Genomic DNA, 26,512 nt, shown 5'->3' with positions numbered 1-26,512 from the left:
GAAGCGGTCAAAAGAGGACGCAAACACGGCATTTGACGAGTTAACCTGAAATATGCGCACACTTGACCGTTACATATTCCGCCAACTGATCTTGCCGGTTGGCGGCGCCGTGGCGGCATTGACGGCCATTGCCCTCCTCAGCCAATCACTGACTCAATTCGACCTGGTGGTTGAGCGCGGTCAGAACGCCTGGACCTTTATCAAGATCACCCTGCTGTCCCTGCCGCAACTGGCCGGTCTGATTTTCCCTATCGCCCTGTTCGTCGGCACGCTTGTGGCCTTGACCCGGATGCAGGGCGAACATGAATTCACCGCGGCCTACGCCAGCGGCATGTCACTGATGCGCGTCGCCTACCCGATCCTGCGCATCGCTATCTATTTCACCCTGATCAGTCTGATGGTGAACCTGTTCATCCAGCCCCTGACCAACCGCGCCATGCGGCAGGAGCTTTTCAACGTCAAGAACGACCTGATCTCCAGCCTGGTCAAGGAAGGCGACTTCTCGACCTCCGAATCAGGGCTGACCATCTATGTTCAGAAAATCGACCAGAACGGCCTGCTGCGGCAGATATTCATCCGCACAGACGAGCCGGACGGCAAGGACCAGACCTACGCCGCCCGTGAGGGGCGAATCAAGAAAATAGACGGCAGTTCCGTGCTGATCATGCGCAACGGTTCGAACCAGCAACTGTCCGGCAAGGGCGTGCTCGACCACCTGACCTGGGATGAATACAGCTTCGACATCACCTCGTACTTCACCAGCGACGACTACCTGCAATACAAGGAAGGCGACCGCTATATGCGCGAACTCATCTTCCCGGTTCGCTATGATTATGAAAAGTCCGTCTGGCAGAAATATTACGCCGAGGCCAATGCCCGCGTAGCCAATCCGCTCTACAACCTGGCCTTTGTCATGCTGGCCATCGTCAGTGTGCTCGGTGGCCGTTTCAGCCGCAATGGCTACGCCAAACGAATCGCCATCGCCGCCGCGGCCGCCGGCGCCACGCGCATATTCGGCGTGGTGGTTGAAACCGCCAGCGCCTCGGCCTGGATACTCAATATCCTGCAATATGTCGTGCCTATGATCCCGGTCATCATCAGCCTGCGCCTGATCCGCAAACATGACGGTCGGACCATAAGCCTGCGCCCCCAAGCGATGCAGGCCAAAACCGCCCTTCGGCCATTGTAGGAGGACGCCATGAACCTGAGCAGACCACAGTTCCTCGACAATCTCGTTTATCTCAACCCCTGGCGCAAAAGCCGGCTGGAAACCTATATTCTCCAGACCTGCATTTCCGCCTTCGTGTCGGCGCTGATGATCGTCGCTGCATTGATCTTCCTGATCGAATATGTCGGCATTTCCAAAACCCTTGGCGCCAAGGCCGACGTATCCGGCCTGTCCGTCATCGGGCTGATGCTGGAAAAATCGCCAGGTTCCATCCTGGTCCTGCTCCCCTTCGCCTTCCTGTTCGGCGCCCTGTTCGCCTTCGTGAACCTCAATCGCCGCAGTGAACTGATCGCCATGCGCGCCGCCGGTGTTTCGGCCTGGCGCTTTGTTATGCCCGCCGCCATCATGGCCTTCGCCTTCGGTCTGCTGACCATCGGCCTGCTCAATCCGATCGCCTCCCTTCTCAACGACCATTACGAACGCGTGACGGCCAGGCTTGATCAGGCGGATGCGCCGCCTCAAGGGCCGGCAAACGGCGCCATCTATCTGCGCCAGGGCGACGGCAAGCAGCAGATCGTTATTCGCGCCGCCAGCCAGGATAATATCATCGGCCACCTGAAAGGCGTCACCTTCTGGATTTACGATATCGACGCCAAGGAAACGCCCGTATTTCGCAAGCGGATCGACGCGCAGGAAGCCACCTTGCGACCGGGTTACTGGCAACTGCGCAACGCTCAGGAAGCAACTGTAACTGGTCCGCCGACTGCGCCCTATGATGTGTTGACCATGCCATCCAATCTCGACCCGCAGAAGGCTTTCAAGAAATATGCCTCGACTCAGAGCGTCCCCTTTTGGCGCCTCCCTGGTCTGATTCACCAGAACCGCATATCCGGTTTCTCAACCGCCCTTTATGAGTTGAAACTGCACCAGCTTCTGTCAACGCCCCTGATGTTCGCCGCCATGACCGCGCTGGGCGCCGTTTTCAGCCTGCGCCTGATGCGCCTCGGTGGCGTAACCGGCCTGGTTATTTCCGGCATCAGCCTTGGTTTCGTCATTTTCTTCGTCAACCAGTTGTTTTCCAGCATGGGCAAGGCCGGCGTCATCCCGATCTTTATGGCGGGCTGGTCACCGGCGATCCTCGCCATGCTGGTTGCCACAACCCTGATCGTTTACACAGAAGACGGTTAAACGGGTTAAGCTTGCATGACGTGATTCGATTTGGCTCGATAAGGCATGTCTTTTTGGTCGGTTTCTGCACCGGCTATGTTATATGAACGAGCACGGCAGATCTTGCCTGCGTTCGGCAATTTTGATTTTGGCTACAGGACTGATACGGCAGGCGATGATTAAGCGCTATTCTTACAAGCTGGAAGCGGGCAGGCTCGGTGTGGGGCTGATCACCCTGATCGCCATGAGCGCCGGGTGCAACCACGCTATGGCGCAAAATGAGGCGGACCAGCCCCCCCCCGTGCCGGCAGCGCCTACCGCCGCCGAAACCCGACCGCCCTACGCCGACGCCAAGCCCATGCCAAAAATCGTGCGCACGGAAACCACACCGGGCACCGACGGCCTGACAAAGGGCACATCCTATCTCGAAGCCGATAAGGTCACCAACAGTGAGGATGATGTCATCACCGCCACCGGCAGCGTCGAATTGCGCCAGAATGGCCGGACCATTCGCGCCGACAAGGTGACTTCTAATTCCGCCACCGGCGTCACCACGGCCGAAGGCCATACCCAGACGCTAAACGAAGACGGCAGCGTGCAGTTTTCCGACCGGATTACCTATGACGACAATATGCAGTCGGGCTACAGCGAGAATTTCGCCTCGATCGGCCGGGACAACAGCAAGGTGTTCGCCCGCCGCCTGGAGCAGGTAAGCCCGGATATCAACCGCCTCACCAATGTCATCTACACCCCTTGCGCGCTCTGCGTGAAAAACGGCGAAACGCAAAATCCCACCTGGTCGATCGAGGCCAGCAAGATCACTCAGCGTAAAGACAAGAAGATGGTCTTTTACAATAACGCTGTGGTGAAAATCAAAGGCGTGCCGGTTCTTTATACACCCTATCTCTGGACGCCAGATCCGGAGCTTGACCGGGCTTCGGGCTTCCTGCCGCCAAAGATTTCGGCTGACGAAAAGCGCGGTTTTTCGTATGAACAACCCTATCTGTGGTCGATCTCACCTTACCAGTATCTGATTATCAGCCCGCAGTTGAACGCCAGCGTCAACCCGCTGCTTAACCTCGATTATCAGCGCCGGTTCTACTCAGGCACGCTGCATCTGCGCGGCGGCTTCACCAACGAAGCTTTTTTCGACAATGACGGCGACCGCCACGGCGCTTCCGCCACCCGCGAATATCTGCTGGCCGACGGCGCTTTCAAGATCAACGATAACTGGCGCTGGAACTTCACCGCCCAGCATGTGAAGGATGAAAGCGGAAGCACCAAAGGCGACTACGCCAATTTCTTCGAACGCTACAATATTGACGGCGCCTTCGATCAGGTCGGCGACCTGTCCGTCGATTCCCGCCAACTGATCAATCAGTTCAATATGACGCGGCAAGCCTCGAACGCCTATTTCGCCGTGACCATGGCGAATTTCCAAAGCCTGCAAGTCGGCGGCTATCTCGATAACGGCACAAACTTACAGCCTTATGCCACAAGTTCCGATTTCTTTCCGGTCATCGCCCCTCAGATCGAGGCTTACTGGTCACCGAAATCCCGCATTCTGGGTGGTCAATTAACCTTATCCGCCAACGCTATCGGTATCTATCACAAGCGCCTTGGCAATGTTGCGGGCCTGAGGGCCATTGATATAGGTGCGCCGGAAGCGTCCGACGAGATGACAGGCTATGACACCAATCGCGTGAGCGCCGGCCTGAACTGGACCGGCGACATGACGAGCCGGAACGGGATCAAATGGGGACCTTTCGTGGACATGCGCCACGATTATTACAAGGTCAGCGATCTCGACACGACGGGCACTTCCTACGAAGTGTCGCGCGATCTGGCGACGGCCGGTTTGAACATCAGCTATCCCATGTACCGCAAGTTCAAAAGCTTTACCGCGATCATTGAACCGGTCGCTCAGCTTGCGGTGTCACCCGATGCACAGGTCAGCCCCTATCTGCCCACAGAGGACAGCCAGTCCTTTGAGTTTGACGAAACGACCCTGTTCAGTTTCAACAAATCTCCGGGCTTCGATATATATGAAGCCGGCGCACGTATGAGCCTGGGCCTGCGCGGCGAATTGCGCTTCAATTCCGGCCTGAAGGTCGACGGCCTTATCGGCCGCGTCCTGCGCGATGAGGTTGAAAGCCAATTCCTCAAGACAGTAAAGGTCACCGGACAAACCTATACCTACGATCCGTCGGGTTTGGGCAGCCAGAATTCCGATTGGATTGCGACCGGCGGATTTAGAATACCAAAAGGTTTCAACGGTTATACGCGCCTGCGTTTTGACGGCGAAACCGGCAAAATGAGCCAGGGCGAATATGGCTTGACGGCGATCCGCAAAAACACCACGGCCACCTTGCGTTACATCGTCAATAACCGCCTGACCCAAACACAAATACGGTCCAACTACGGTGTCAACGCGCTCGGAGACCCGCTGACCAGCAGCACCGCTGACCAGATAGCACTGCGCACAGCACTCGCCTCTACCGGCAAACTGAAAACATTCGGCGACAACTATCGCAATATCCAGCTTTACGGCCGCCACTTCTTCACCAGCCACTGGGGCGTCTCGGCGCGCCTCGACCGTGACATGGTGCTGGATACCTGGCGTAAATCGACGGTCAGCCTGATCTATCGTGACGATTGCAGTTGGTTCGAGCTGGTTTATCAGCAGAATAACTCAGCCCTGACGACGCGTAACAATAAACCTTCGTCCTCGATATTCTTCCGCCTTAACTTAACCACATTGGGAACATCACCTTCCAACTTTAATGATGTTCGCTAATTTCAGGTCAAACCTTCATACGATGCACATGTCCAATCCTCTGTCCTCCGGCTCCCTCATGTCCAAGGTTTCACCCGTCCTGACTCTCGTGCTGGCGCTCGGCGCGCCCGCCGCTTTCGCGCAAAGCTTCCCGCAAACGCCGGATACCGGCGACGCCGCGCTCGCCTCGCAACCGGCCCTGACGCCCGATACCCAGGCGCCGCAATTGCCACCACTGGGCGAAGGCATCCTGACGTCTGTCAATAACGACATGATCACCTCCTACGACCTGAAACAGCGCATGTTGCTGTTGATCGTCACCTCCGGCGTGCAGGTAACGCAGGAAAATTATGCGTCCTTCCAGCAGCAGGCGCTGAACAGCCTGATTGACGAGCGCCTGCAACAACAGGAAATGGATCACTGGAAGGTCAAGGTGACCGATGCCGATATCGATGAAGAAATCGGCCGCATGGCCGCCCAAAGCAACCTGAAACCCGACCAGCTTCTAAGCGAATTGAAGCGAGTCGGTGTCGAGCCCGCTACTTTGCGCGCGCAGATTGCCGCCGAATCGGGCTGGAACCAGCTCGTCGGCGGGCGTTATCACTCCAACGCCAATGTCGGCACGGCCCAGGTCGATTCCCTGATGGATAAGGTCATCGCCGATGGCCAGAAGCCGCAATATCTCGTGGCGGAAATCTTTATCGACAACACCACGGCCGGCTCCCCAGCCAACGCCTTGCAGGGCGCCAAGCAATTGCGCGAGCAGATTGCCAATAAGGTAGCGCCCTTCCAGGCCGTTGCCCGCCAGTTCTCCAACGCCCCTTCGGCGGCCAATGGCGGTGATGCTGGCTGGCTGGTGTCCGGCAATATCGATCCGGCGGTTGAAAGCGTGCTGACATCGCTCAAACCGGGTGAAATGAGCGAGCCTATTCCCACCAAGGATGGCGTTTACGTCTATCTGTTGCGCCAGAAGACCGATGGCAATGCCGATATGGTCTTCCGCATCAAACAGGCCGCCGTCCCCCTGCCCGCCAATGCCAGCCCGGCCGATGTCGCCGCTGCGAACGCCGCCCTGGCCAGTTTCCGTTCACGCGTCGATAGCTGCGAGGCTTTCGACGAACTGAACGGCAAGGGACCGGCCGGCGTCCAGGTCACTGATCTGGGCGACGCCCAACTCTCAACTCTTTTGACCAACTATGCCGATGCGTTGCGCCCGCTGAAAAACAATCAGGTCACCGAACCCTTGCGCAATGCGCAGAACATGGACGTGCTCTATGTCTGCGACCGCCAACTGGCCGGTGACAACGCCTTGAGCCGCGATCAGGTCGAGAATAATCTGGTCAATCAGCGCCTGTCCATGCTGGGCCGCCGTTACCTGCGCGAACTGAGAAGTACGGCGACGATTGAAAACCACTAACGCCCCTTTGGTTATGAGCCTGGGTGATCCTTGCGGGATCGGCCCGGAGCTTGCGGCGAAAGCCTGGACCAGTCTGAGAGATCAGACTGGTCTTGCCTTTTGCGTGCTTGGCGACGCTGCTTTGCTGGCCACGCAAGGGGTTCCGGTCGTGCGTGTGGCCGATATTTCAGAGACTGCCGCGCATTTCGCCAAAGCCTTGCCGGTGCTTGATATGCCGCTCAGTGCGCCTGTCATCGCCGGCAAGCCCGACAGTCTACATGCGCCGCATATCATTGACTGGATCAAGGCGGGCGTCGATCTGTGCCTCAATGGCCGGGCGCGGGCGCTGGTCACCTGCCCCATCGCCAAGTCGGTGCTTTACGCCACGGGATTCAAATTTCCCGGCCATACCGAATATCTCGCTGAGCTATGCCGCGATGGCGATATCGTGCCGACGCCAGTGATGATGCTGACGGCAAAGGATCTGCGCGTGGTGCTGGCAACCATCCATACGCCGTTGAGCGCTGTGCCCGCCGCCTTGTCGATTGAGGGGCTGGTTGAACTGGCCCGCATCACACATGCCGCGCTGATACATGACTTCGCTATCCCGCAGCCGCGCCTGGTCATGGCCGGGCTGAATCCGCACGCCGGCGAAGATGGCGCCATCGGCCGCGAGGAGATCGACATTTTGAAGCCCGCGGTTAATCAGTTGCAAAACGAAAGCATTGATATTCACGGGCCATTTCCGGCGGATACGCTGTTTCATGACGAGGCCCGCACCGGTTATGACGCGGCGCTTTGCCTGTATCACGATCAGGGCCTGATTCCCTTGAAGACGCTCGATTTCTGGGGCGGTGTCAATATCACGCTCGGCCTGCCGATTGTCCGCACCTCGCCGGACCACGGCACCGGCTTCAATATCGCCGGCAAGCGGATTGCGCGGGTTGATAGCCTGCTGGCAGCCATTCGTGCCGCCAACGACATCAGTCGTAATCGAGCCTTCTTATGACCCTCCCCAGCCTGCGCGAAAGCCTTGAAGCCCACGGACTGCTGGCCAAGAAGTCTTTCGGCCAGCACTTCCTGCTTGATCTCAACATTACCCGCAAGATCGTCCGCCTGGGCGGTCCGTTCGATGGCGACGCGGTCATCGAGGTCGGCCCCGGCCCCGGCGGCCTGACGCGCGCCCTGTTGGAAACTGAAGCGAGCAAGATCATTGCCGTCGAGATGGACAGCCGCTTTATTGATCTGCTCGGTGAGTTGAATGTGGTTTATGGTAACCGTTTCGAGGTCATCGAAGGCGATGCCATGAAGGTGAATGAGCTAGCGGCTCTGACGGATCGCGGCCTGCCGCCGCTTGCCCACATCGTCTCCAACCTGCCCTATAATGTAGGCACCCCTCTGCTGATCAAATGGCTGACCGGCCCCTGGCAGCCGCTATCAATGACTCTGATGTTCCAGCTTGAAGTCGCGCTGCGTGTCGTGGCGCCAGTCGGGGATGACGATTACGGCCGCCTGTCGGTCATCGCGCAGGTGCTATGTGATTGTGAGAAGTTGATGGACCTGCCGGCGCGTGCCTTTACGCCGCCGCCAAAGGTCGACAGTGCTGTGGTTCATTTGAAGCCTAAGGCTGATCGCCCAGACAAGGCGATTATCAAGAACCTGGAAAAGGTTACGGCTGCCGCTTTTGGCCAGCGCCGAAAGATGCTGCGTGCATCTTTGAAACCACTGGGCGGCGAAGCTCTGCTGGAAAAAGCCGGAATCACGCCAACCGAACGCGCGGAACAGATTTCACCGCAGGATTTTCTAAGGATGGCATATCTTCTATAATGGGCGCGGGGTCTGCGCCCCCGCATCTTCAATTCAAAAAAAGCCCTGCCAAATTGGCAAGGCTTTTTCTTTGATCGGGAAAGACTTGGGGCCACAGGCCCCAAACTCCATTAGATAGGCTCAGACATCAGTTCATCGACGAACGGCGCAATCCACAAGCCACGCGAACGGCGAGCGACCTCGGCGTGATAGATGTGGATCAGTTCGGCATAGGAACGGTCGAAATCGTCATTGAGGATGACATAATCGTACTCCGCCCAATGCGAAATCTCGCCCTTGGCGCGGGCCAGACGGCGCTCGATGACCGTCATATCGTCCTGCGCGCGGGCGATCAGCCGGCGCTTCAGTTCTTCCATCGATGGCGGCAGAATAAAGATGCGCACCACGTCCGACGGGGCCTTGGCGGAGATTCTTTGCGCTCCCTGCCAATCAATATCGAACAGCACATTCTGGCCCTGTGACAGCGCGCGTTCGACCGGTTCCCGCAACGAACCATAGCGATGATCATGCACCGAGGCGTGTTCGAGGAAAGCGTCCTCGGCCACAAGTTCATCCATGTGCGTATCGTCGATAAAATGGTATTCGCGTCCCTCCACCTCGCCGGGGCGCGGCTTGCGGGTGGTGACGGAGGTAGACAGGTCGAGATCGGCATGATCAGCCATCAGCCGGCGGCAAAGCGAGGTCTTGCCGGCGCCGGAAGGCGACGAGACGATAAGCATAAGACCGCGTTTTATACGCTGCGTGCCGGGGTTTTGGGTATTCGGCATCGCCTACTCCACATTTTGCGTTTGTTCACGGAACTGATCGATCACGGCTTTAAGCTCCAGCCCCGTTTGGGTCAATTCGATAAAGGCCGATTTCGAGCATAAGGTATTGGCTTCACGCATGAATTCCTGCGCCAGGAAGTCGAGTTTGCGGCCGGGCGCGGTCTCACTGTCAATCAGTTGGTGCGCCTGATCGAGATGCGAGGTCAGGCGGTCCAGTTCTTCGCGGACATCGGCCTTGGTGGCTAATAACGCCGCCTCTTGCAGTACGCGCTCCTCGAAGTCCTGCGCCTCCGGCAACAATTCATTCAGGCGGCGGGTGAAGCGCTCGCGGATCGCCTCGACCTGCTGATCGGCCAGGGCTTTGGCGCGTTCGACGCAGGCCGCCATGCTGATCAGATGGCCTTTCAATATCCCTTCGAGCGCCCGGCCTTCGCTTTCACGCGCCTCTTTCAAACAATCGAACAACGCCGCCAGATCGGCCGCCAGTGCGGCTTCGGCATCTCCGCCCAGGTCAGCCCGTTCATCACCGGCGGCCTCGATCACGCCACGCAGGCCCAGCAGGCCGTCCACCGAAGGCATCACCGCTTCGCCGGCGTCGATCAGGGCACGACTGGCTTCAAGATAGAACTCCAGCACATCCTTGTTAAGCGTCACGCCGGTTTTCGCCGCAGCGCTGCCAACCGAGACGGTCAGGTTCATTTGCCCACGCTGAAAGCGGCTTTTCGCCAGATCCCTGCCAGCCTTTTCCACGGCTTCAAAACCGGCCGGGAAACGGTATTTGATATCCAGGCCGCGGCCATTGACGCTGCGCATTTCCAGCGTCCACGTCAGGCTATCGTAACTGCCTTCGATACGGGCAAAACCGGTCATGCTAGCCAGGCTCATCAGAGTCTCCAGAAGACGGGGAAATTAGCGTTTGGCGTTCAGACGAACAAGTTTGGCCGTCGCATCAGGCGCCTTGGCGACGGAGGGGGCAACCATTGCATCCGGGGCCGTGGCTGAAGACGTGTAAACATTCACCTGCGCCTCCATCGCGCGCCATTTGGCGACATTGGTCAGGTGCTCTTCATAGCTGGCGGCGAACACATGTCCGCCGGTGCCATTGGCGACGAAATACAGGTCCTTCGTCTTGGCCGGATTGAGCACAGCAGCGATCGACGCCTTGCCAGGATTGGCGATCGGCGTCACCGGCAGCTTGTCGATCAGATAGGTATTCCACGGTGTCAGCGTATCCAGTTCCTCGCGCGTCAGGCCCCGGCCAAGCGGTTCACCATGCGAAATACCGTAGATGACCGTCGGATCAGACCCCAGGCGGATACCGCTGCGCAGGCGATTAATGAAGACCGCAGCGACACGCGGCCGTTCGTCAGCCAGTTTGGTTTCACGCTCGACGATCGACGCCATGATCAGGGCGTCTTCCTTGGTGGCAAAAGGCAGGTCCGGCGCACGCTTCGCCCACAGGGCATCCAGCGTATCACGACCGGCATCGAGCATACGCTCAAGCACTGCCTGGCGCGTTTCGCCGGGCTGGTACAGATAGGTTTCCGGCAGAACAGCCCCTTCCGGCGGCACCTCGACATCGCCGGTCAGGTCCTTGGTCGCCATCAGGATGCGAACGGCCTGGGCCGAAGTCTTGCCCTCGGGAATGGTGATATAGGTCTGGACGACCCGGCCGGCTTCGATCTGCTTCAGCGCGTTGACAAGTGAAATACCGGCCGGAAATTCATAGGTGCCCGCCTTCATCGCATTCTGCTGGCCGCTGAATTTTGCTGCCATCCGGAACAGCGAAGCCGAATGAATAACGTGTTGTTTTTCCAGTTCACGGCCCATAGCGGTCACGCTCATGCCGTGGGCGAACGTAATGCGTGTTACGGTCTTCGGACCCGGCCCATATAGCTGGGCATAGAAAAACATTCCGCAGGACATCAGCAAAAGCATCAGACCAGCCGCAAGCCCCGCCAGAGGGGCCATAAGTGACGTGCCCCCTTTTTCTGACGATGCTTTGCCGGTGATACGGATCATTCGTCGACAGCACCGAGGATCAGCGCGGCATTGGTGCCGCCGAAGCCGAAGCTGTTGGAAAGCACCCTTTTGATCTTCATCGGCTTGGCCTTGTGCGGCACAAGATCAACGACCGTATCGACATCGGGATTGTCGAGATTGATGGTCGGCGGCGCGATCTGGTCACGGATGGCCAGGGCGCAGAAGATGGCTTCTACCGCACCGGCACCGCCGAGCAAGTGCCCGATAGCGGATTTGGTGGAAGACACCGTGCCGGTGGCGGCGCGGGCGCCAAGGAACTTTTCAATGGCCTTCAGTTCGATGCCGTCGGCCATGGTCGAGGTGCCGTGCGAATTGACATAATCGATCGTCGTCGGATCGATGTTGCCATTTTTCGCGGCCGCCACCATGGCGCGGTAGCCGCCGTCACCGGTCTCGGAAGGGGCGGTGATATGATAGGCGTCGCCAGTCAGGCCATAGCCCAGGACTTCGGCGTAGATTTTCGCGCCGCGCGCCTTGGCGTGTTCATATTCTTCAAGAACGACGATGCCCGCGCCCTCGCCCATGACGAAGCCATCGCGGTCCTTGTCATAGGGGCGCGAGGCCTTTTCAGGCGCATCGTTAAAGGCGGTACACAAGGCGCGGCAAGCGATAAAGCCAGCGATGCCAACCGGCACGATGGCTGATTCCGCGCCACCGGCCACCATGACATCAGCGTCACCGAACATGATCAAACGCGCCGCGTCACCGATGGCATGGGCGCCGGTAGCGCAGGCCGTGACGACGGAATGGTTCGGCCCCTTGAGCTTATGGCGAATCGATACCTGCCCCGAAGCCAGGTTGATCAGGGATGATGGGATAAAGAAGGGCGAAATCCGCTTCGGCCCCTTGTCACGCAGTTCCAGCGCGGTTTCAGCAATGATGCCGAGACCGCCGATTCCGGAACCGATCATGGTGCCGGTGCGCTCCTGGTCTTCTTCGCTTTCGGGATGCCAGTTGGCGTCTTTCAGGGCTTCATCAGCCGCTGCAATGGCGTACAGAATAAAGTCGTCGACCTTGCGGCGCTCCTTGTTGGAAAGCACCAGCGAGGGATCGAACGAGCCTTCGATGTCGGGGCCGCCGCCGCCGCGTCCATCGACGCTGGGCACTTCACAAGCCACCGTACAGGCATAGTCGGTTGTATCGAAAGCCGTGATGGGACCGGCGCCGGACTTGCCTTCAAGCAGGCGTTTCCAGGATATCTCGACCCCGTTACCCAGGGGTGAAACCAGACCGAGACCGGTAATTACAACGCGACGAACCATAGGCAATCAACCTTCAATTTGGCCTTTCAACTTCCGGCCAGACCTGGATACAACTAAGCGCGGCCAAACCCCTTAACAGGAGTCTGAAACCGCGCTCAAGCAAGTCTTTAGACTTAGGACTTCAGCTTACCATCGATGTAGGAAACAGCGTCGCCCACGGTCAAGATGTGCTCAGCCGAGTCATCAGGGATTTCGATATCGAATTCTTCTTCGAAAGCCATGACCAGCTCAACGATGTCGAGGCTGTCGGCTTCCAGATCGTCGATAAAGCTCGCCTTTTCCGTGACCTTATCCGGATCTGCATCCAGATGGTCGATCACGATCTTACGAACACGTTCAAGAACTTCAGACATTTATTGTCCCTTCAGAAAGTATAAACTCAGGACCCGAGACCGCAGGGTCCCAAGGGGAGGATAGAATCCAGTTTTGTCTTGTAGGCATATAAAACCGGCGTTTCAAGACATTTAAAGCACCGGCCGAAGCAAGAGTGGGAAAACGCTCACCAAATACGCGCTTTCCCGACTGTTATATTCAGATCATCGCCATGCCGCCGTTGACGTGCAGGGTTTGTCCCGTGACGTAACCGGCTTCCGCGCTGGCCAGATAAACGGCCGCCGCGGCGATGTCGCTGCCTTCACCCAAAGCGCCCGCCGGAATTTTGGTCAGGATGGCGGCCCTTTGCGCCTCATTGAGTTCGTCCGTCATGGGCGAGGCAATGAAACCCGGAGCGATGCAGTTGACGGTTATATTGCGGCTGCCAACCTCTTGTGCAAGGGCCTTGGAGAAACCAATCATCCCCGCCTTCGAGGCCGCATAGTTGGTCTGCCCCGCATTGCCGGTGACGCCGACCACCGAGGTGATACCGATGATACGACCGTAACGGCGCTTCATCATGCCTTTGGTGGCAGCGCGCGCCAGGCGGAAATAGGCTTCCAGATTGACCTTGATGACCGTTTCCCAGTCTTCATCCTTCATGCGCAGGAGCAGGCCGTCGCGGGTAATGCCGGCATTGGCGATCAGGATATCGAGGCCGGAACCGGCGGCTTCTTCCGCCTTGGCGACCAGACCGTCTACTTGCGCGGAATCGGAGAGATTGGCGGCGGCGATAAACGCCCCCTCCCCAAGCTCTGCGGCCAGTTCGGCCAGAACACTTTCCCGCGTGCCGGAAAGCACCACCTTGGCGCCCTGGGCGTGCAGCGAACGGGCGATAGCGGCGCCAAGCCCCCCGGTCGCGCCGGTGACAAGGGCGGTTTTTCCGGTCAGTTCGAACATAAGCGTTTCCTTAAAAAGGGTGTTTGCTGGCGGCGCGTTTAAGCGAAACCGCATACGGGATCAAGCAGATTTGAAATTGAACCACGAATGGACACGAATAAACACGAATGAAAATGGCCAGGTTAAGCGCCACTATCCGCTCAAATTTAAATGAGCGAAGCTCACAAATCTATTCGTGTTTATTCGTGGTTCCAACAACTACAATTTAAGCGAGGCCGCAAAAGCCTCGAAATCGGCAGCACTATTAAGCGCCACGGAATTGGCTTCCGGCGCGATACGCTTTGACATGCCGGTCAATACCTTGCCGGCGCCCAGCTCAACGAAAGTGGTAACGCCACCCTCGGTCGCCAGCCACTGCACCGATTCGCGCCAGCGCACACGGCCCGTGACCTGACGCACCAGCAGATCGGCGATTTCCTCCTTGCCGCCAATCGGACGGGCCGTGACATTGGCCACGAGGATTGAAACAGGCTCATTGATGGTCACTTTGGATAAGGCTTCGCGCATTTCTGCGGCGGCAGGCTCCATCAATGGCGAATGGAAAGGTGCGGAAACGTTCAACAACATCCCCTTGGCGCCGAGTTCCTTGGCCTTTTCAACGGCCAGTTCAACCGCTGCCTTGACACCGGAGATAACGATCTGTCCGGCATTGTTGTCGTTGGCGATGACCACCACGCCCGCCGCCGAACCGGCTTCGCAGGCGGCTTCGGCCAGAGCCAGATCCGCCTTGCCGATCAGGGCCGCCATGGCACCGACGCCGAGCGGCGTGGCGCGCTGCATGGCCTGGCCGCGCAGTTTCAGCAAACGCGCCGTATCGGCCAGCGAGAATGTCCCCGCCGCCGCATGGGCCGAATATTCGCCAAGACTGTGACCGGCAATATATTTGGCCTGAGCCGTGGTGATGCCGAATTCCTTTTCGAGGGTGCGCGACACGGCGACCGACACCGCCATAATCGCCGGCTGGGCGTTTTCGGTCAGGGTCAGTTGATCTTCAGGCCCGTCGCGCATGATGGCGAACAGCTTTTGTCCGAGCGCCTCATCGACCTCATCGAACACCTCCCGCGCGGCCGCGAAAGTTCCATATAACTCCGCGCCCATGCCGACGCTTTGCGATCCCTGTCCCGGAAAAACAAACGCTAATGTCATGATGATCTGGCCTCGTATCGTTGAAATGGCCAATTGCGTTAGGACAAACCGCGGCCAAGGGCAAGCCGGACAGCGCAATTTTGCATTATTGCCAGCCAGGCGTAACCGATCTTGCCGATCGGGCGTATAAGGCATAGCATCCGCTCAACAGGAGATACGCCCCAATGAAAACATCCATGAAAAAAACAGCTCTCGCCCTCACCGCCGCGCTCGTCGCCACCCTTGGCCTCACAGCCCCTGCCTTAGCCGCCCTGAAGGTCGGTGACGCGGCACCCGCCTTCAGCATTCCTGTCGCCAAGGATGGCGTGGTTAGCACGTTTTCCCTTAAGGATGCGCTGAAATCCGGTCCGGTCGTGGTCTATTTCTACCCGAAAGCCTTTACCGGTGGCTGCTCGCTTGAAGCGCACCAGTTTTCCGAGGCCATTCCCGAATTTCAGGCGAAGCATGTCTCCGTCGTCGGCGTATCAACCGACGATATCGATACATTGAAAAGATTCTCCAAGGAATCCTGCCAGGGCAAGTTCCCGGTCGGCGCCGATACCAAGGCGGTCGTCACAAAGGCTTATGACGCGCAAATGGGCACGATGAACATGTCCAACCGCATTTCCTATGTGGTCGGTACAGATGGAAAGATCAGCTTCGTGCATGACAGCGGCGATGCCTCAACCCACGTCAGCACGCTGTTGAAAGCGGTAAACGCCGGAAAGTAAGACTTCCACCTTACTACTTGCCTTTTGAGCGTTCCTCATCTATGAGGGCGCTCCTTTCCGGGTGGTCGGCTGACATCGTGTCACGTCCGATCCATCGTCTTGACCCGAACTTCCGTAGGTCTAAGACGCCACCCGGAGCAACGGAAGAGGATACACATGCCCTTTTACGAACACACCGTGCTTGCACGGCAAGATATTTCGCCTCAACAAGCGGAAGCTCTTAACGACATCATCAAAAACCTGATCGAAGAAGGCGGCGGTCACATCGCCAAGATCGAATATTGGGGTTTGCGCAACCTGACCTATCGCGTCAAGAAGAACCGCAAGGCTCACTATTCCTTGCTGGCCATCGACGCCCCGGCCCCGGCCGTCAAGGAAATGGAACGCCAGCTTTCGATCAACGAAGATGTCATCCGCTTCCTGACCGTCCGCGTCGAGGAACTCGACCTCGAACTGTCGCCCGTCCTGTCGCGCCGTGACCGTCCGGAACGCTCGGATCGCCCCGACCGTCCCGAACGTGCCGAACGCACACCTGACTTCGCAGAATAAGGGAGCACCAGATGTCTGAAGACGCAATCGCCTCCACCGCCCCCGGCGCACCCGTCGGTTCCGGTCCCGCCCGCCGTCCTTTCTTCCGCCGCCGCAAGGTGTGCCCGTTCTCCGGCGCTGGTTCGCCGAAGATCGACTATAAGGACGTCAAGCTCCTGCAACGTTACATCTCGGAACGCGGCAAGATCGTCCCCTCGCGCATCACGGCCGTCAGCCAGAAGAAGCAACGCGAACTGGCCAAGGCCATCAAGCGCGCCCGTTTCCTGGCCCTGTTGCCCTACGTTGTGAAGTAAGGAACAGAGATCATGAAAGTTGTTTTGCTTGAACGTGTCGAAAATCTCGGCACCATCGGCGATGTGGTTGGCGTTAAGGACGGCTTTGCCCGTAATTACCTCCTGCCCCGCCACAAGGCCCTGCGCGCCACCTCTGCTAACCTGAAGGTCTTCGAGGCCCAGAAGGAACAGATCGTCGCCCGTAACAATGCCACCAAGGAAGCTGCCGAAAAATCGGCTTCGGAACTGGACGGCACGACCTATGTCATCATCCGCCAGGCGGGTGATAGCGGTCAGCTCTACGGTTCGGTCAACGCCCGCGACATCGCGGACGCGGTTGCTGAAGCCGGCGGCAAGGTTGAGCGTAATCAGATCGTTCTGAATACGCCGATTAAGACGCTCGGCCTGCACGTCATCACCGTGCGCCTGCACGCGGAAGTCTCGCTGACCCTCACGGCCAACGTGGCCCGCTCGGCTGATGAAGCCGAACGTCAGGCCTCCGGCGAAAACGTCATCGCCGCGCAATTCGAAGAAGATCGCGTCGCTGCTGAAGAAGCCGCGGCCGATATGCTCGAAGGCGGCGCCGGCGAAGCCATGCAGAACGCGCCTTACGAAGCTTGATGCTTCGATAAGGGCCTCGCCCATGTTGCGAAGCCCTGCCGCTATGCTGCTTGAGGGTCTGCCTCGGGCGCGCTTTGCGCCCGCCAAAACCTCAATAGGTTTTGGCGCTGAAATGCTTAAGTTACCCCCGGAAGCTTGCTTTCGGGGGTTTTCTTATGGCGATCACAGCGTGTTTATTGCAACGGACTGATCCGTCTTGCTTTTACCGGAAAAACAGGTATGGTCAGCACATTCGAGATTCAGGTTTGACTTGCACGACCGCCCTACAAGGCTTCCAAGACGCACTTTTTTCGGATTTTAAAGTTCGCGTAATTCCATGCGTTCTTCATGCACGAAGGTGCGATACATCAACGGAGGCCATCATGGCTACTGGTACGGTTAAGTGGTTCAACCCCACAAAAGGTTTTGGTTTCATTCAGCCCGATACGGGCGGTGCGGACGTGTTCGTTCACATCTCGGCCGTTGAGCGCGCCGGTCTGCGTACCCTGAACGAAAATCAGAAGATCACTTACGAGCTGGTCACTGAAAAGGGCAAGACTTCGGCTGCCAACCTGCAAACCGCGTAATTTATCGGCTGCGGCCTGTAAATTTCAAAGTTTAAAACCCCTGAAAGCGTCTGCTTTCGGGGGTTTTTTCATTTCCACTCGCGTGAGGACGATGGCCGGCCTATTTGTTTGCCAAATATGGCGTAGATTTTGAGTCACGAATGGTTACAACACAAAGCGTTTATTCACGAATATTGCGTAAGCGTTGCGTACTCGCCAAACAAAAGAATTGTACATATCCATTTGAATTATAAATATTTTTATTGAATTTTTATAAGTCAGCAAACCAAGCTGAATAATTTTCCTAATGTCAGATTGCAAGATTTATTGCGCCGCACCCTCTTTAAATATGACGTGAATGCGACCAATTGTGGCTCAGCACAACCGCACGAGTCGGAAAATCGCCTTAAAGTCGAACCCGAACCGAATAATGGAGCCTACGCATGTCCAATCCTCGTCTTTACCTGACAACCGCCCTTGTCCTCAGCCTGGCGGCGGGCTTCGCGCCCGCCGCCTTCGCCCAGGACGCCAATCAGGCCGCTCCGGCGGCAGATGAGCAACCCACCGAAATCGTCGTCACCGGCCAGCGCGCCAGTCGCCGTTCGCGTCTCGACACCCTGGCGCCGGTCGATGTCGTCACCGCCCAAAGCCTGCAAGCCCAGGGCTCGACCGAATTGGCCCAAGCCCTGTCGCGCGTCGCCCCCAGCCTGAACTTCCCGCGCCCCGCCGGCGTTGACGGCACCGACAATGTCCGTCCGGCCTCCCTGCGCGGTCTGTCACCTGATCAGACCCTCGTGCTCGTCGATGGCAAACGCCGCCACGCCTCAGCCTTGGTCAATGTCAACGGTTCGACCGGCCGCGGCTCCTCGGCCGTCGATCTCAACGCCATCCCCGAAGTCGCCCTTGACCGCCTCGAAGTCCTGCGTGACGGCGCATCGGCGCAATATGGTTCCGACGCCATCGCCGGCGTCATCAACCTGCATCTGCGCGAAGCCGATCATGGCGCCGGCGTCAGCGTTTCCTACGGTGAATACGATACCGACGTCAGCCCGGCCAATTCTTCGCGTCACGCCTCGGATGGCGGCACAACCAATGCCTCCGGCTGGATCGGTCTGCCACTTGGTTCCGACGGTTTCCTGACCATTTCGGCTGAAACCCGCCACCGTGCTCCGACCTCGCGCGGCGATATCGATGGTCTCGTCTCACCGGCCGTTGTCACCAGTCGTTACGGTGATCCGGCTCAACTCAGCGCCAGTGTTTTCGTCAATGCCGGCAAGCCGCTGAACGACAACTGGACGCTCTACGGCAATGCCAGTGTCTCCAATCTTGATTCTAAGAGCGCGGCCTTCTTCCGTCACGCCAATTCCAGCGGCAACATCGCCGCCATCTATCCGTTTGGCTTCCTGCCGATCATCAACGCCCAGTCCAAAGACTATTCGGCTACCGTCGGTGCGCGCGGCAATATCGGCGAATGGACCAGCGATTTCTCTTTAAGCGCCGGCGGCAACAAGCTCGACTACTACACGCTCAACAGCGTCAACCCTTCCTACGGCACGGCGTCGCAACGCGATTTCTATGACGGTCAACTGAAATACGACCAGACCGTCTTCAACGCCGACATCAGCCGTCCGTTCGCCGTCTCCGGCTGGGCCAGCCCCCTGACCCTGGCGCTCGGCCTCGAAGCCCGCCAGGAAAAATATGCCATCAAGGCCGGTGAAGTCGCCTCTTACGCGCTCGGTTCCGACACAACCAAGTCGGCCGGCGCCCAGGGCTTCAGCGGCTTCCAGCCAAGCAACGTTGTCGATGTTGACCGCAATAATGTCGGTATCTATGCCGATGTCGCCGCCGATATCACCGATCGCTTCAGCTTCGACGCCGCCATTCGCGCTGAAAACTACTCCGATTTCGGCGATAATGTTTCCGGCAAGCTGGCCGCGCGCTACAAGCTGACAGACAGCTTCGCCCTGCGCGGCTCGGTCTCGACCGGCTTCCGCGCGCCTTCGCTGGCCCAGCAATACTTTACGTCAACGGCAAGCGTCCTCGATACCAGCGGCAGCGTCGGTAAGATCGTCGAAACCGGTACTTTCCCGGCCACCAGCGCGGTCGCCACAGCCCTCGGCGCCGAACCCCTGAACCCGGAAAAGTCGACCAACTATACGCTGGGCGGCGTCTGGCACAGCGGACCGTTTGAAGTGACACTCGATGCCTACAGCATCAAGATCGAGGACCGCATCCTGCTATCGGAAAATATCTCCAGCAGCTTCTCGCCCCAGGTGGCCACTTTGCTTGCGCCCTATGGCGTGTCTGCCGCCCGCTTCTTCATCAATGGCGCCGACACCACCACCAATGGCGTCGATCTGGTCGCCAATTATCGCCTCCCGACCGACCGCCTGGGCCGTTTCAACTTCTCGCTGGCCTATAACCACAACGAGACCGAGATCGATAGCCTGAACGCCCTGAACAACTCGCCGCTCTCTCCCCAGCCGGTTCTTTTCGCTCGCGTTCGTCAGGTCATCCTGACCAATTCGTCGCCGGAAGATAAGGCCACCTTCGGGGTCGATTGGAACGCTGGTCACTGGGTCGTCAACGGTCGCGCCACCTATTATGGCGATGTTATCGATCCCAACGCTGTTCAGGCAAAGGACATCCACTCCGGCGATCACACGCTCGTCGACCTGTCAGCCAGCTATCGCTTTGGCACCGGCACCACGATCAGCCTCGGCGCGGACAATCTGTTCGACGAATATCCGAACGCCACCCGCGCCGATCTGAACGTCACCAGCGGAAACGGCGTCGGCGCCCTCGCCTTCACCCGCTTCTCGCCGTTCGGCTTCAACGGACGTTACCTCTACGCCAAGCTCAGCCAAACCTGGTAGAAGGGCCACAGGCCCTTCACCCGGAATTGTAACAGTGTTTGTTGTGATTTCTGCGGTTTAGCACGACCATCTTGCCCCTCGCCGGTTCGCCTGCGAGGGGTTTTTCATGCTATGATCAGGCGAATCTATCCCCACAGTTCACAGGCTGTGAATTGGCCTTAAGTGGACAGCTGTGAGCCGTCGAAAAATCTGCCGGGACAGCCCTTGCCTTTCCTGTCTTAACTCTGCTTATGACCGCCATGCCCGATACCCTCTCCCCACCCCACCCCGCTTCCGAAACGCCAGCCACCATTCCGCACAATCTCGAAGCGGAACAGGCCCTCCTGGGCTGCCTGCTGTTCGATAACGGCGCCTACGAACGCCTGTATGACGGTCTGCAACCGCGTCATTTCTACGAACCGTTCCATCAGCGCCTGTTTGCCATGATCGAGGAGCAGATCCGCATCGGCCACCTGGCGGAACCTATTGTCCTGCTGGATAAGTTCAAGGCGGATCAGGCGTTTCAGGATCTCGGCGGTATCCGCTATTTCGCCGATCTCGTCGATCGCGCCCCGCCGGCCGCCAATGCCTCCGACTATGCCCGCGTCATCTATGACCTCGCCCTGCGCCGCGACCTCATCCGCCTCGGCGGCGAAATTGCTAAATCCGCCGTCGGGGAAAAGGATGCCCGTGAACAGATCGAAGCCGCGGAATCCCAGCTCTTTGCCATGGCCGAAACCGGCGGCTCCTCCTCCGGCTTCGTCTCCTTCTCCGATGCCGTCAGCGGCGCCTTGCAACATGCCGAGGAAGCTTTCCACCGTGACGGCGGTCTGGCCGGTGTATCCACAGGCCTGGTCGATCTCGACAAGCAGATCGGCGGGCTGCACAAGTCCGACCTGATCATCCTGGCCGGACGCCCCTCGATGGGGAAAACCGCCCTGGCGACCAATATCGCCATGAATATCGCCAAGAATTTCGCTTACGAACCCCAGCCAGACGGTACGCGCAAGACGGTGCGCGGCGGCATAGTCGCCTTCTATTCGCTGGAAATGTCCGCCGACCAGTTGGCCGGCCGTCTGCTGTCCGATGCGTCGGGCGTTCCCTCCGACAAGATCCGCAAGGGCGAAATCAATCCGGGCGAGTTCATGCAGATCAAGGAGGCGGCCATGGAGATCAGTGCCTGCCCGCTGTATATCGATGATACCGGCGGCATCACCCTGGCCAAGCTGACCGCCCGCGCCCGCCGCCTCAAACGCACCGCCGGCCTTGATTGCCTGATCGTCGACTACCTCCAGCTCGTCACCATCGGCGATTCCACCATGAACCGTGTGCAGGAAGTTTCGACCATCACAATGGGCCTGAAAACCCTGGCGAAGGAACTGGCTATCCCGGTCATCGCCCTCTCGCAGTTGTCGCGTCAGGTTGAAAGCCGCGACGACAAGCGTCCGCAACTGTCCGACCTGCGTGAATCCGGCTCGATCGAACAGGACGCCGATATCGTCATGTTCGTCTACCGCGAAAGCTACTATCTCGGCCGCGCCGAGCCGCGCGAAGGCTCGCCGGAGCACCTGACATGGCAGGAAGAGATGGATCGCACCCGTGGCATGGCCGAAGTTATTATCGGCAAACAGCGGCACGGTCCGATCGGCACCGTCCGGCTCTCGTTTGACGCCAACACAGTGCGCTTCGGCAATCTGGCCAACAGCCATCTATATGAGAGCAGCTACGAATAGTCTTTATTGACATCGCTAAAAAATCAGAACATATGAAGAACAAATAACTTCATATGAGTGTGTCATGGCCCGCGATTCCGCCATCTATGTCTGTCAGTCCTGTGGCAATGTCCATAATAAATGGGCGGGGCAGTGCGGCGGCTGCGGCCAGTGGAACACCCTGGTGCAGGAGGCGTATAGTGCTCCGCCCGGTGGGCTAAAGCCGGAAACGGCCGGGAAAATATCCCGGTTGAACAAGATGCAGTTTGAAACCCTGGAGAGCGAGGATGCGATCCCCGTTCGGATGGTGACGGGCATAGATGAGTTCGATCGCGTTTGCGGCGGCGGTGTGGTGCCTGGTTCGGCTATCCTGATCGCCGGCGACCCCGGCGTCGGCAAATCGACCCTGCTGTTGCAGGTCGCCGCCAGCGCCGCATTGAAAAACCTGAAAGTCGCCTATATCTCCGGTGAAGAAGCCGTAGAGCAAATCCGTGGTCGGGCCGGGCGTATGGGGCTGTCCAAGGCGCCGGTAGATCTTGCCGCCGAAACCGCGCTGCGCACGATTCTGGAAGCCTTGAAGCGTGAGAAGTTCGATCTCGTTATTGTCGACTCCATTCAAACCCTGTGGTCGGATGCGGTCGAAGCCGCCCAAGGCTCAGTCTCTCAGGTCCGCGCCTGCGCCGGCGAACTGGTAAGGCTGGCCAAGAAGCAATCGACCTCCATTATCATGGTCGGTCACGTCACCAAGGAAGGACAGATCGCCGGTCCACGCGTCGTCGAGCATATGGTCGATGCCGTCCTGTCATTTGAAGGTGAGCGCGGCTATCCGTTCCGTATCCTGCGCGGCACCAAGAACCGCTTCGGCGCCACGGACGAGATCGGCGTCTTCGAGATGGGCGATTCCGGCCTGCGCGAAGTGCCCAATCCGTCCGCGCTGTTCCTGGGTGATGGCCACGAGCGCGCCTCCGGTTCGGCAGTCTTCGCCGGTATCGAAGGCTCCCGTCCAGTGCTCGTTGAGGTTCAGGCCCTGGTTGCGCCCTCGGCCTATGGCACCCCGCGCCGCGCCGTGGTCGGCTGGGATTCCGGTCGCCTGGCCATGATCCTCGCCGTACTGGAATCGCGCTGCGGCGTCGGCTTTGGCCAAAAGGACGTCTACCTCAATGTCGCCGGCGGCCTGCGCATATCCGAACCGGCGGGCGATCTCTGCGCGGCGCTTGCTCTGGTTTCCGCCCTGACCGATGTGCCCCTGCCACGTGATTGCGTGGTCTTTGGCGAGATCAGCCTGTCCGGTGATATCCGCTCGGTTTCCCGCGCCGAAGGCCGCCTGAAAGAAGCCCTGAAGCTGGGCTTTTCAAGCGCTGTAACCGCGCAATCAGTCGCCGAAAATGCGCCCCTCCAGGTGCGCGGCTTTACGACTCTTGTTGACGCTGTGACGGGCCTTTTTCCGCAAGGCTAATCGCCCGGCGGGTTAACCCATGTTGTTAAGTCTAAGCGCGAATGGTATGAGTGGACACAGACGCTATTGCGCACTCAGTCCTCAATAAAAACGCGGACAGGACTGGAAAACGGCCGGCGCCATCACATATGGGGGATAACATGCAAGCCTACGACCTCATCTTTCTGGCCATCTTGGCCATATCGTGTTTCGCAGGCTTTGTGCGTGGCGGCACCAAGGAACTGGTCAATCTCATCTCCTTTTTCCTGGCGCTGTTCGTTTCCGTTGTCACCAAACCCTTCATCACCAACAGTTTCCACCTCGATACCGTAACCGGCTATATCGCCGCTTTTGTTATCTTCCTTTTGATCTATTTCGGCATTCGTTTTCTCGGTCATGCCCTTTCGGAGAGGATTCAGAAACAGCAGGCCTTGAATACCTTCGATCGCGTTCTGGGCATCGGCATCGGAATCTTCCGTACACTGGTGGTTTTGGGCGTATTCCATTTGATTTTTTCCGCGGTGACGCCTATTGACCGGCAACCTCACTGGTTTCGCGCCGCCAAGGTTTATCCGCTCAGCGTCAAATGCGCCAAGATCATCCAGGCCTTCATTCCGGCAAGTACGGGTGTCGCCAACAAGGTGGTTGAGGACAATCAGTAATCTGACCCTCCGGTCTCCCCAGCGGTCGGTCATTGCGTTTTAGAAAAGAGATTCCATGCTGTTGTCTCAGCCTGAACTGTCTGCTCTCACCGATCCCGCCCAAACAAGCCGCGACTCTGACGACGACCGCCCCCGCCTCGAATGCGGCGTGTTCGGCGTCTATGGCATAGATGACGCCAGCGCCATCACCGTCCTTGGTATGCACGCTCTGCAACATCGCGGCGAAGAGGCTTGCGGCATCGCCACCTGTGACGGCAAGCGTTTCTATACCGAACGCGAACATGGCCTGGTCGGCGATGTCTTCACCCAGCCCGAAGTGGTCGCCCGCCTGAAAGGCCGCGCCGCCATTGGCCACACACGCTATTCCACGGCTGGCGGCGCCTTCATCCGCAATGTCCAGCCGATGTTCGCCGACCTGGATGACGGTGGCATCGCCATCGCCCACAACGGCAACCTCACCAACTTCATGCACCTGCGCACCAAACTGGTCAGCGAAGGGTCCATCTTCCAGTCGACCTCCGATTCGGAGGTCATTTTGCATCTGGTCGCCCGTTCGCGCTCGCTAAAGATCATTGATCGCTTCATGGACGCCCTGCGCCATATCGAAGGCGGCTTCGCCCTGGTGGCCCTGACGCGCTCCATGCTCATCGGTGCGCGCGATCCGCTCGGTATCCGCCCGCTGGTTATCGGCAAACTGGGTGACTCCTATGTCTTCGCTTCGGAAACCTGCGCGCTCGATATGATCGGCGCCACCTTCGTGCGCGACGTTGAGCATGGCGAAGTCGTGCAGATCGACGACAGCGGCCTGACCTCTTACAAGCCCTTCGGCGTTAAATCGGCCCGCCCCTGCCTGTTCGAATATATCTACTTCGCCCGCCCCGACAGCGTTGTGAACGGCAAGTCGATCTACGACGTTCGCAAGCGCATGGGCCGCCAACTGGCCATCGAGCATCCCGCCGACGCCGATCTCGTTGTGCCCGTGCCCGATTCCGGCGTACCGGCGGCACTCGGCTTTGCCGAACAATCCGGCCTGCCGTTCGAACTGGGCATCATCCGCAACCACTATGTCGGCCGGACCTTCATTCAGCCAACCCAGGGCATCCGCGATCTCGGCGTCCGTAAGAAGCACGCCCCCAACCGTATCGTGCTCGAAGGCAAGAAGGTTATCCTGATCGATGACTCGATCGTGCGCGGCACCACTTCGGTGAAGATCGTCCGCATGGTCCGCGCCGCCGGCGCCAAGGAAGTCCACCTGCGCTCGGCCTCACCGCCGATCATGTGGCCGGATTTTTACGGCATCGACATGCCGGATCGTGAAAAACTGCTGGCCGCCAATCACACCCTGGAAGAAATGCGCCAGAAGCTGGAATGTGACTCACTCGGCTTCCTCTCTGTCGATGGTCTCTACAAGGCGATGGGACATTCGGGCCGCGACAACGAAAACCCGCAATTCACCGATCACTATTTCACCGGCGAATATCCGACCCGCCTGACCGACCGCGAAGGCGCGGAAGCCGAAGGCGAAAATGCCGGCGCCCAGCTCTCCCTGCTCGCCAACAGCTACTAAAATACAGGACTACAGATGACCGCACAGACCGGCCGTATCGCCCTTGTCACCGGCGCTTCAAGGGGCATCGGCCGCGCTTGTGCGCTGGCTTTGGCCAAGGCCGGCGCACAAGTCATCGCCTGCGGTCGCGCCAAGGCGGCTCTGGAAGAACTGGATGATGAAGTCTTCGCGGCCACTGGCCAGCACGCCACGCTCATTCCGTTCGACATCACCGATAATGATGCGTTTGACCGCCTCAGTTCCGTGCTTTTCGAGCGTTTCGGACGTATCGATGTGGTGGTCCATGCCGCCGCCATTTCCGGTACGCTCAGCCCGGTAACCCATCATGAACCGAAGGACTTCGACAAGATTGTCGCGGTCAACCTCGGCGCCACCTACCGGCTGTTGCGCGCCTTGGAACCCCTTCTGCGCCAATCAACCGCCGGACGCGCCATCTTCCTGACCACAGGCAGCAGTGTCATTGAAGGCCGCGCTTTCTGGGGGCCTTACGGCGCCACCAAAGCAGCCATGGAAACATTGGTCCGCGCCTGGGCCGACGAAATCGAGATTACCCCGATCCGTGCCGCTATTGTGTCTCCGGGCGCCATGCGAACCCGTATGCGTGCCGCCGCCTATCCGGGCGAAGAGCCTGAGAGCGTGCCTTTGCCCGATGAAATCGCGCCGCTGATCCTCGAACTGGCCGATCCCGGCAAAGCGCCGCCTCTGGAAACGGTTCATTTCCCTGACTGGAAGCTTAAAAGCGCCCAATTTGCCTGAACGC

The 26,512-nt window shown here is 58.6% G+C and carries 24 protein-coding genes; 17 read left to right on the top strand and 7 right to left on the bottom strand.

The window, feature by feature from the left end:
* The first annotated feature begins 52 nt into the window (after positions 1-52).
* The 6 genes from VL130_RS00420 to rsmA all read left to right on the top strand — a co-directional run bounded on the left by VL130_RS00420 (position 53) and on the right by rsmA (position 8,334).
* Positions 53-1,189 (top strand): LptF/LptG family permease, encoded by a 1,137-nt coding sequence (locus VL130_RS00420; protein WP_325359917.1) that lies wholly within the window; start codon positions 53-55, stop codon positions 1,187-1,189.
* A 9-nt stretch (positions 1,190-1,198) separates the two neighbouring features.
* Positions 1,199-2,356: an LPS export ABC transporter permease LptG gene (gene lptG, locus VL130_RS00415; RefSeq protein ID WP_325359915.1), complete on the top strand. Its 1,158-nt coding sequence runs from the start codon at positions 1,199-1,201 to the stop codon at positions 2,354-2,356.
* Positions 2,357-2,510: 154 nt separating this feature from the next.
* Positions 2,511-5,132: an LPS-assembly protein LptD gene (locus tag VL130_RS00410; protein WP_325359913.1), complete on the top strand. Its 2,622-nt coding sequence runs from the start codon at positions 2,511-2,513 to the stop codon at positions 5,130-5,132.
* A 58-nt stretch (positions 5,133-5,190) separates the two neighbouring features.
* A complete protein-coding gene (locus VL130_RS00405) occupies positions 5,191-6,528 on the top strand; it encodes a peptidylprolyl isomerase (protein ID WP_325359911.1) in 1,338 nt (445 codons plus the stop codon).
* A 13-nt stretch (positions 6,529-6,541) separates the two neighbouring features.
* Positions 6,542-7,516 carry a 4-hydroxythreonine-4-phosphate dehydrogenase PdxA gene (pdxA, locus tag VL130_RS00400; protein ID WP_325360080.1) on the top strand — a complete coding sequence of 325 codons (975 nt, stop codon included), beginning with the start codon at positions 6,542-6,544 and terminating at the stop codon, positions 7,514-7,516.
* Positions 7,513-8,334: a 16S rRNA (adenine(1518)-N(6)/adenine(1519)-N(6))-dimethyltransferase RsmA gene (gene rsmA, locus VL130_RS00395; protein ID WP_325359909.1), complete on the top strand. Its 822-nt coding sequence runs from the start codon at positions 7,513-7,515 to the stop codon at positions 8,332-8,334. Before pdxA ends, rsmA begins: the two co-directional genes overlap by 4 nt.
* Before the next feature lie 110 nt (positions 8,335-8,444).
* Here rsmA and gmk read toward each other — a convergent pair whose 3' ends face one another.
* The 7 genes from gmk to fabD form a co-directional block, all read right to left on the bottom strand.
* Positions 8,445-9,101 (bottom strand): guanylate kinase, encoded by a 657-nt coding sequence (gene gmk / locus VL130_RS00390; RefSeq protein ID WP_325359907.1) that lies wholly within the window; start codon positions 9,099-9,101, stop codon positions 8,445-8,447.
* 3 nt (positions 9,102-9,104) lie between these two features.
* Positions 9,105-9,986, bottom strand: coding sequence for a YicC/YloC family endoribonuclease (locus tag VL130_RS00385; RefSeq protein ID WP_325359905.1), 882 nt, complete (start codon positions 9,984-9,986; stop codon positions 9,105-9,107).
* A 24-nt stretch (positions 9,987-10,010) separates the two neighbouring features.
* Positions 10,011-11,072 carry an endolytic transglycosylase MltG gene (mltG, locus tag VL130_RS00380; RefSeq protein WP_325359903.1) on the bottom strand — a complete coding sequence of 354 codons (1,062 nt, stop codon included), beginning with the start codon at positions 11,070-11,072 and terminating at the stop codon, positions 10,011-10,013.
* 47 nt (positions 11,073-11,119) lie between these two features.
* Positions 11,120-12,406, bottom strand: coding sequence for a beta-ketoacyl-ACP synthase II (gene fabF, locus VL130_RS00375; protein WP_325359898.1), 1,287 nt, complete (start codon positions 12,404-12,406; stop codon positions 11,120-11,122).
* 113 nt (positions 12,407-12,519) lie between these two features.
* Positions 12,520-12,759, bottom strand: coding sequence for an acyl carrier protein (locus VL130_RS00370; RefSeq protein WP_018080029.1), 240 nt, complete (start codon positions 12,757-12,759; stop codon positions 12,520-12,522).
* 178 nt (positions 12,760-12,937) lie between these two features.
* A complete protein-coding gene (gene fabG / locus VL130_RS00365; protein ID WP_325359893.1) occupies positions 12,938-13,678 on the bottom strand; it encodes a 3-oxoacyl-[acyl-carrier-protein] reductase in 741 nt (246 codons plus the stop codon).
* Between the two features lie 198 nt (positions 13,679-13,876).
* Positions 13,877-14,824, bottom strand: a complete 948-nt coding sequence (gene fabD, locus VL130_RS00360; protein WP_325359891.1) for an ACP S-malonyltransferase — start codon at positions 14,822-14,824, stop codon at positions 13,877-13,879.
* Positions 14,825-15,000: 176 nt separating this feature from the next.
* Here fabD and VL130_RS00355 point away from each other — a divergent pair, with 176 nt between their 5' ends.
* From VL130_RS00355 to VL130_RS00305, 11 genes are all read left to right on the top strand, one after another.
* Positions 15,001-15,534, top strand: coding sequence for a peroxiredoxin (locus VL130_RS00355; RefSeq protein ID WP_325359887.1), 534 nt, complete (start codon positions 15,001-15,003; stop codon positions 15,532-15,534).
* Positions 15,535-15,690: 156 nt separating this feature from the next.
* The gene (gene rpsF / locus VL130_RS00350) at positions 15,691-16,083 is read left to right on the top strand and encodes a 30S ribosomal protein S6 (protein WP_325359884.1); all 393 of its coding nucleotides are present in this window, start codon (positions 15,691-15,693) and stop codon (positions 16,081-16,083) included.
* An 11-nt stretch (positions 16,084-16,094) separates the two neighbouring features.
* On the top strand, positions 16,095-16,376 hold the full coding sequence (gene rpsR / locus VL130_RS00345) for a 30S ribosomal protein S18 (protein WP_325359881.1): 282 nt from the start codon (positions 16,095-16,097) through the stop codon (positions 16,374-16,376).
* Between the two features lie 12 nt (positions 16,377-16,388).
* On the top strand, positions 16,389-16,976 hold the full coding sequence (gene rplI / locus VL130_RS00340; protein WP_325359877.1) for a 50S ribosomal protein L9: 588 nt from the start codon (positions 16,389-16,391) through the stop codon (positions 16,974-16,976).
* Between the two features lie 362 nt (positions 16,977-17,338).
* A complete protein-coding gene (locus VL130_RS00335; RefSeq protein WP_325359874.1) occupies positions 17,339-17,542 on the top strand; it encodes a cold-shock protein in 204 nt (67 codons plus the stop codon).
* A 422-nt stretch (positions 17,543-17,964) separates the two neighbouring features.
* Positions 17,965-20,397: a TonB-dependent receptor gene (locus VL130_RS00330; RefSeq protein ID WP_325359872.1), complete on the top strand. Its 2,433-nt coding sequence runs from the start codon at positions 17,965-17,967 to the stop codon at positions 20,395-20,397.
* A 239-nt stretch (positions 20,398-20,636) separates the two neighbouring features.
* On the top strand, positions 20,637-22,109 hold the full coding sequence (locus VL130_RS00325; RefSeq protein WP_325359870.1) for a replicative DNA helicase: 1,473 nt from the start codon (positions 20,637-20,639) through the stop codon (positions 22,107-22,109).
* A gap of 64 nt (positions 22,110-22,173) precedes the next feature.
* Positions 22,174-23,544 (top strand): DNA repair protein RadA, encoded by a 1,371-nt coding sequence (radA, locus tag VL130_RS00320; RefSeq protein WP_325359868.1) that lies wholly within the window; start codon positions 22,174-22,176, stop codon positions 23,542-23,544.
* A gap of 140 nt (positions 23,545-23,684) precedes the next feature.
* Positions 23,685-24,185: a CvpA family protein gene (locus VL130_RS00315; RefSeq protein ID WP_325359867.1), complete on the top strand. Its 501-nt coding sequence runs from the start codon at positions 23,685-23,687 to the stop codon at positions 24,183-24,185.
* Positions 24,186-24,240: 55 nt separating this feature from the next.
* On the top strand, positions 24,241-25,752 hold the full coding sequence (gene purF, locus VL130_RS00310; protein WP_325359865.1) for an amidophosphoribosyltransferase: 1,512 nt from the start codon (positions 24,241-24,243) through the stop codon (positions 25,750-25,752).
* A gap of 15 nt (positions 25,753-25,767) precedes the next feature.
* A complete protein-coding gene (locus tag VL130_RS00305; RefSeq protein ID WP_325359863.1) occupies positions 25,768-26,508 on the top strand; it encodes an SDR family NAD(P)-dependent oxidoreductase in 741 nt (246 codons plus the stop codon).
* The last annotated feature ends 4 nt before the right edge of the window (positions 26,509-26,512 follow it).

The organism is Asticcacaulis sp. (genome assembly GCF_035497195.1).
Lineage (GTDB): Bacteria > Pseudomonadota > Alphaproteobacteria > Caulobacterales > Caulobacteraceae > Asticcacaulis.
This window is presented reverse-complemented; position numbering and strand designations above follow the sequence as displayed.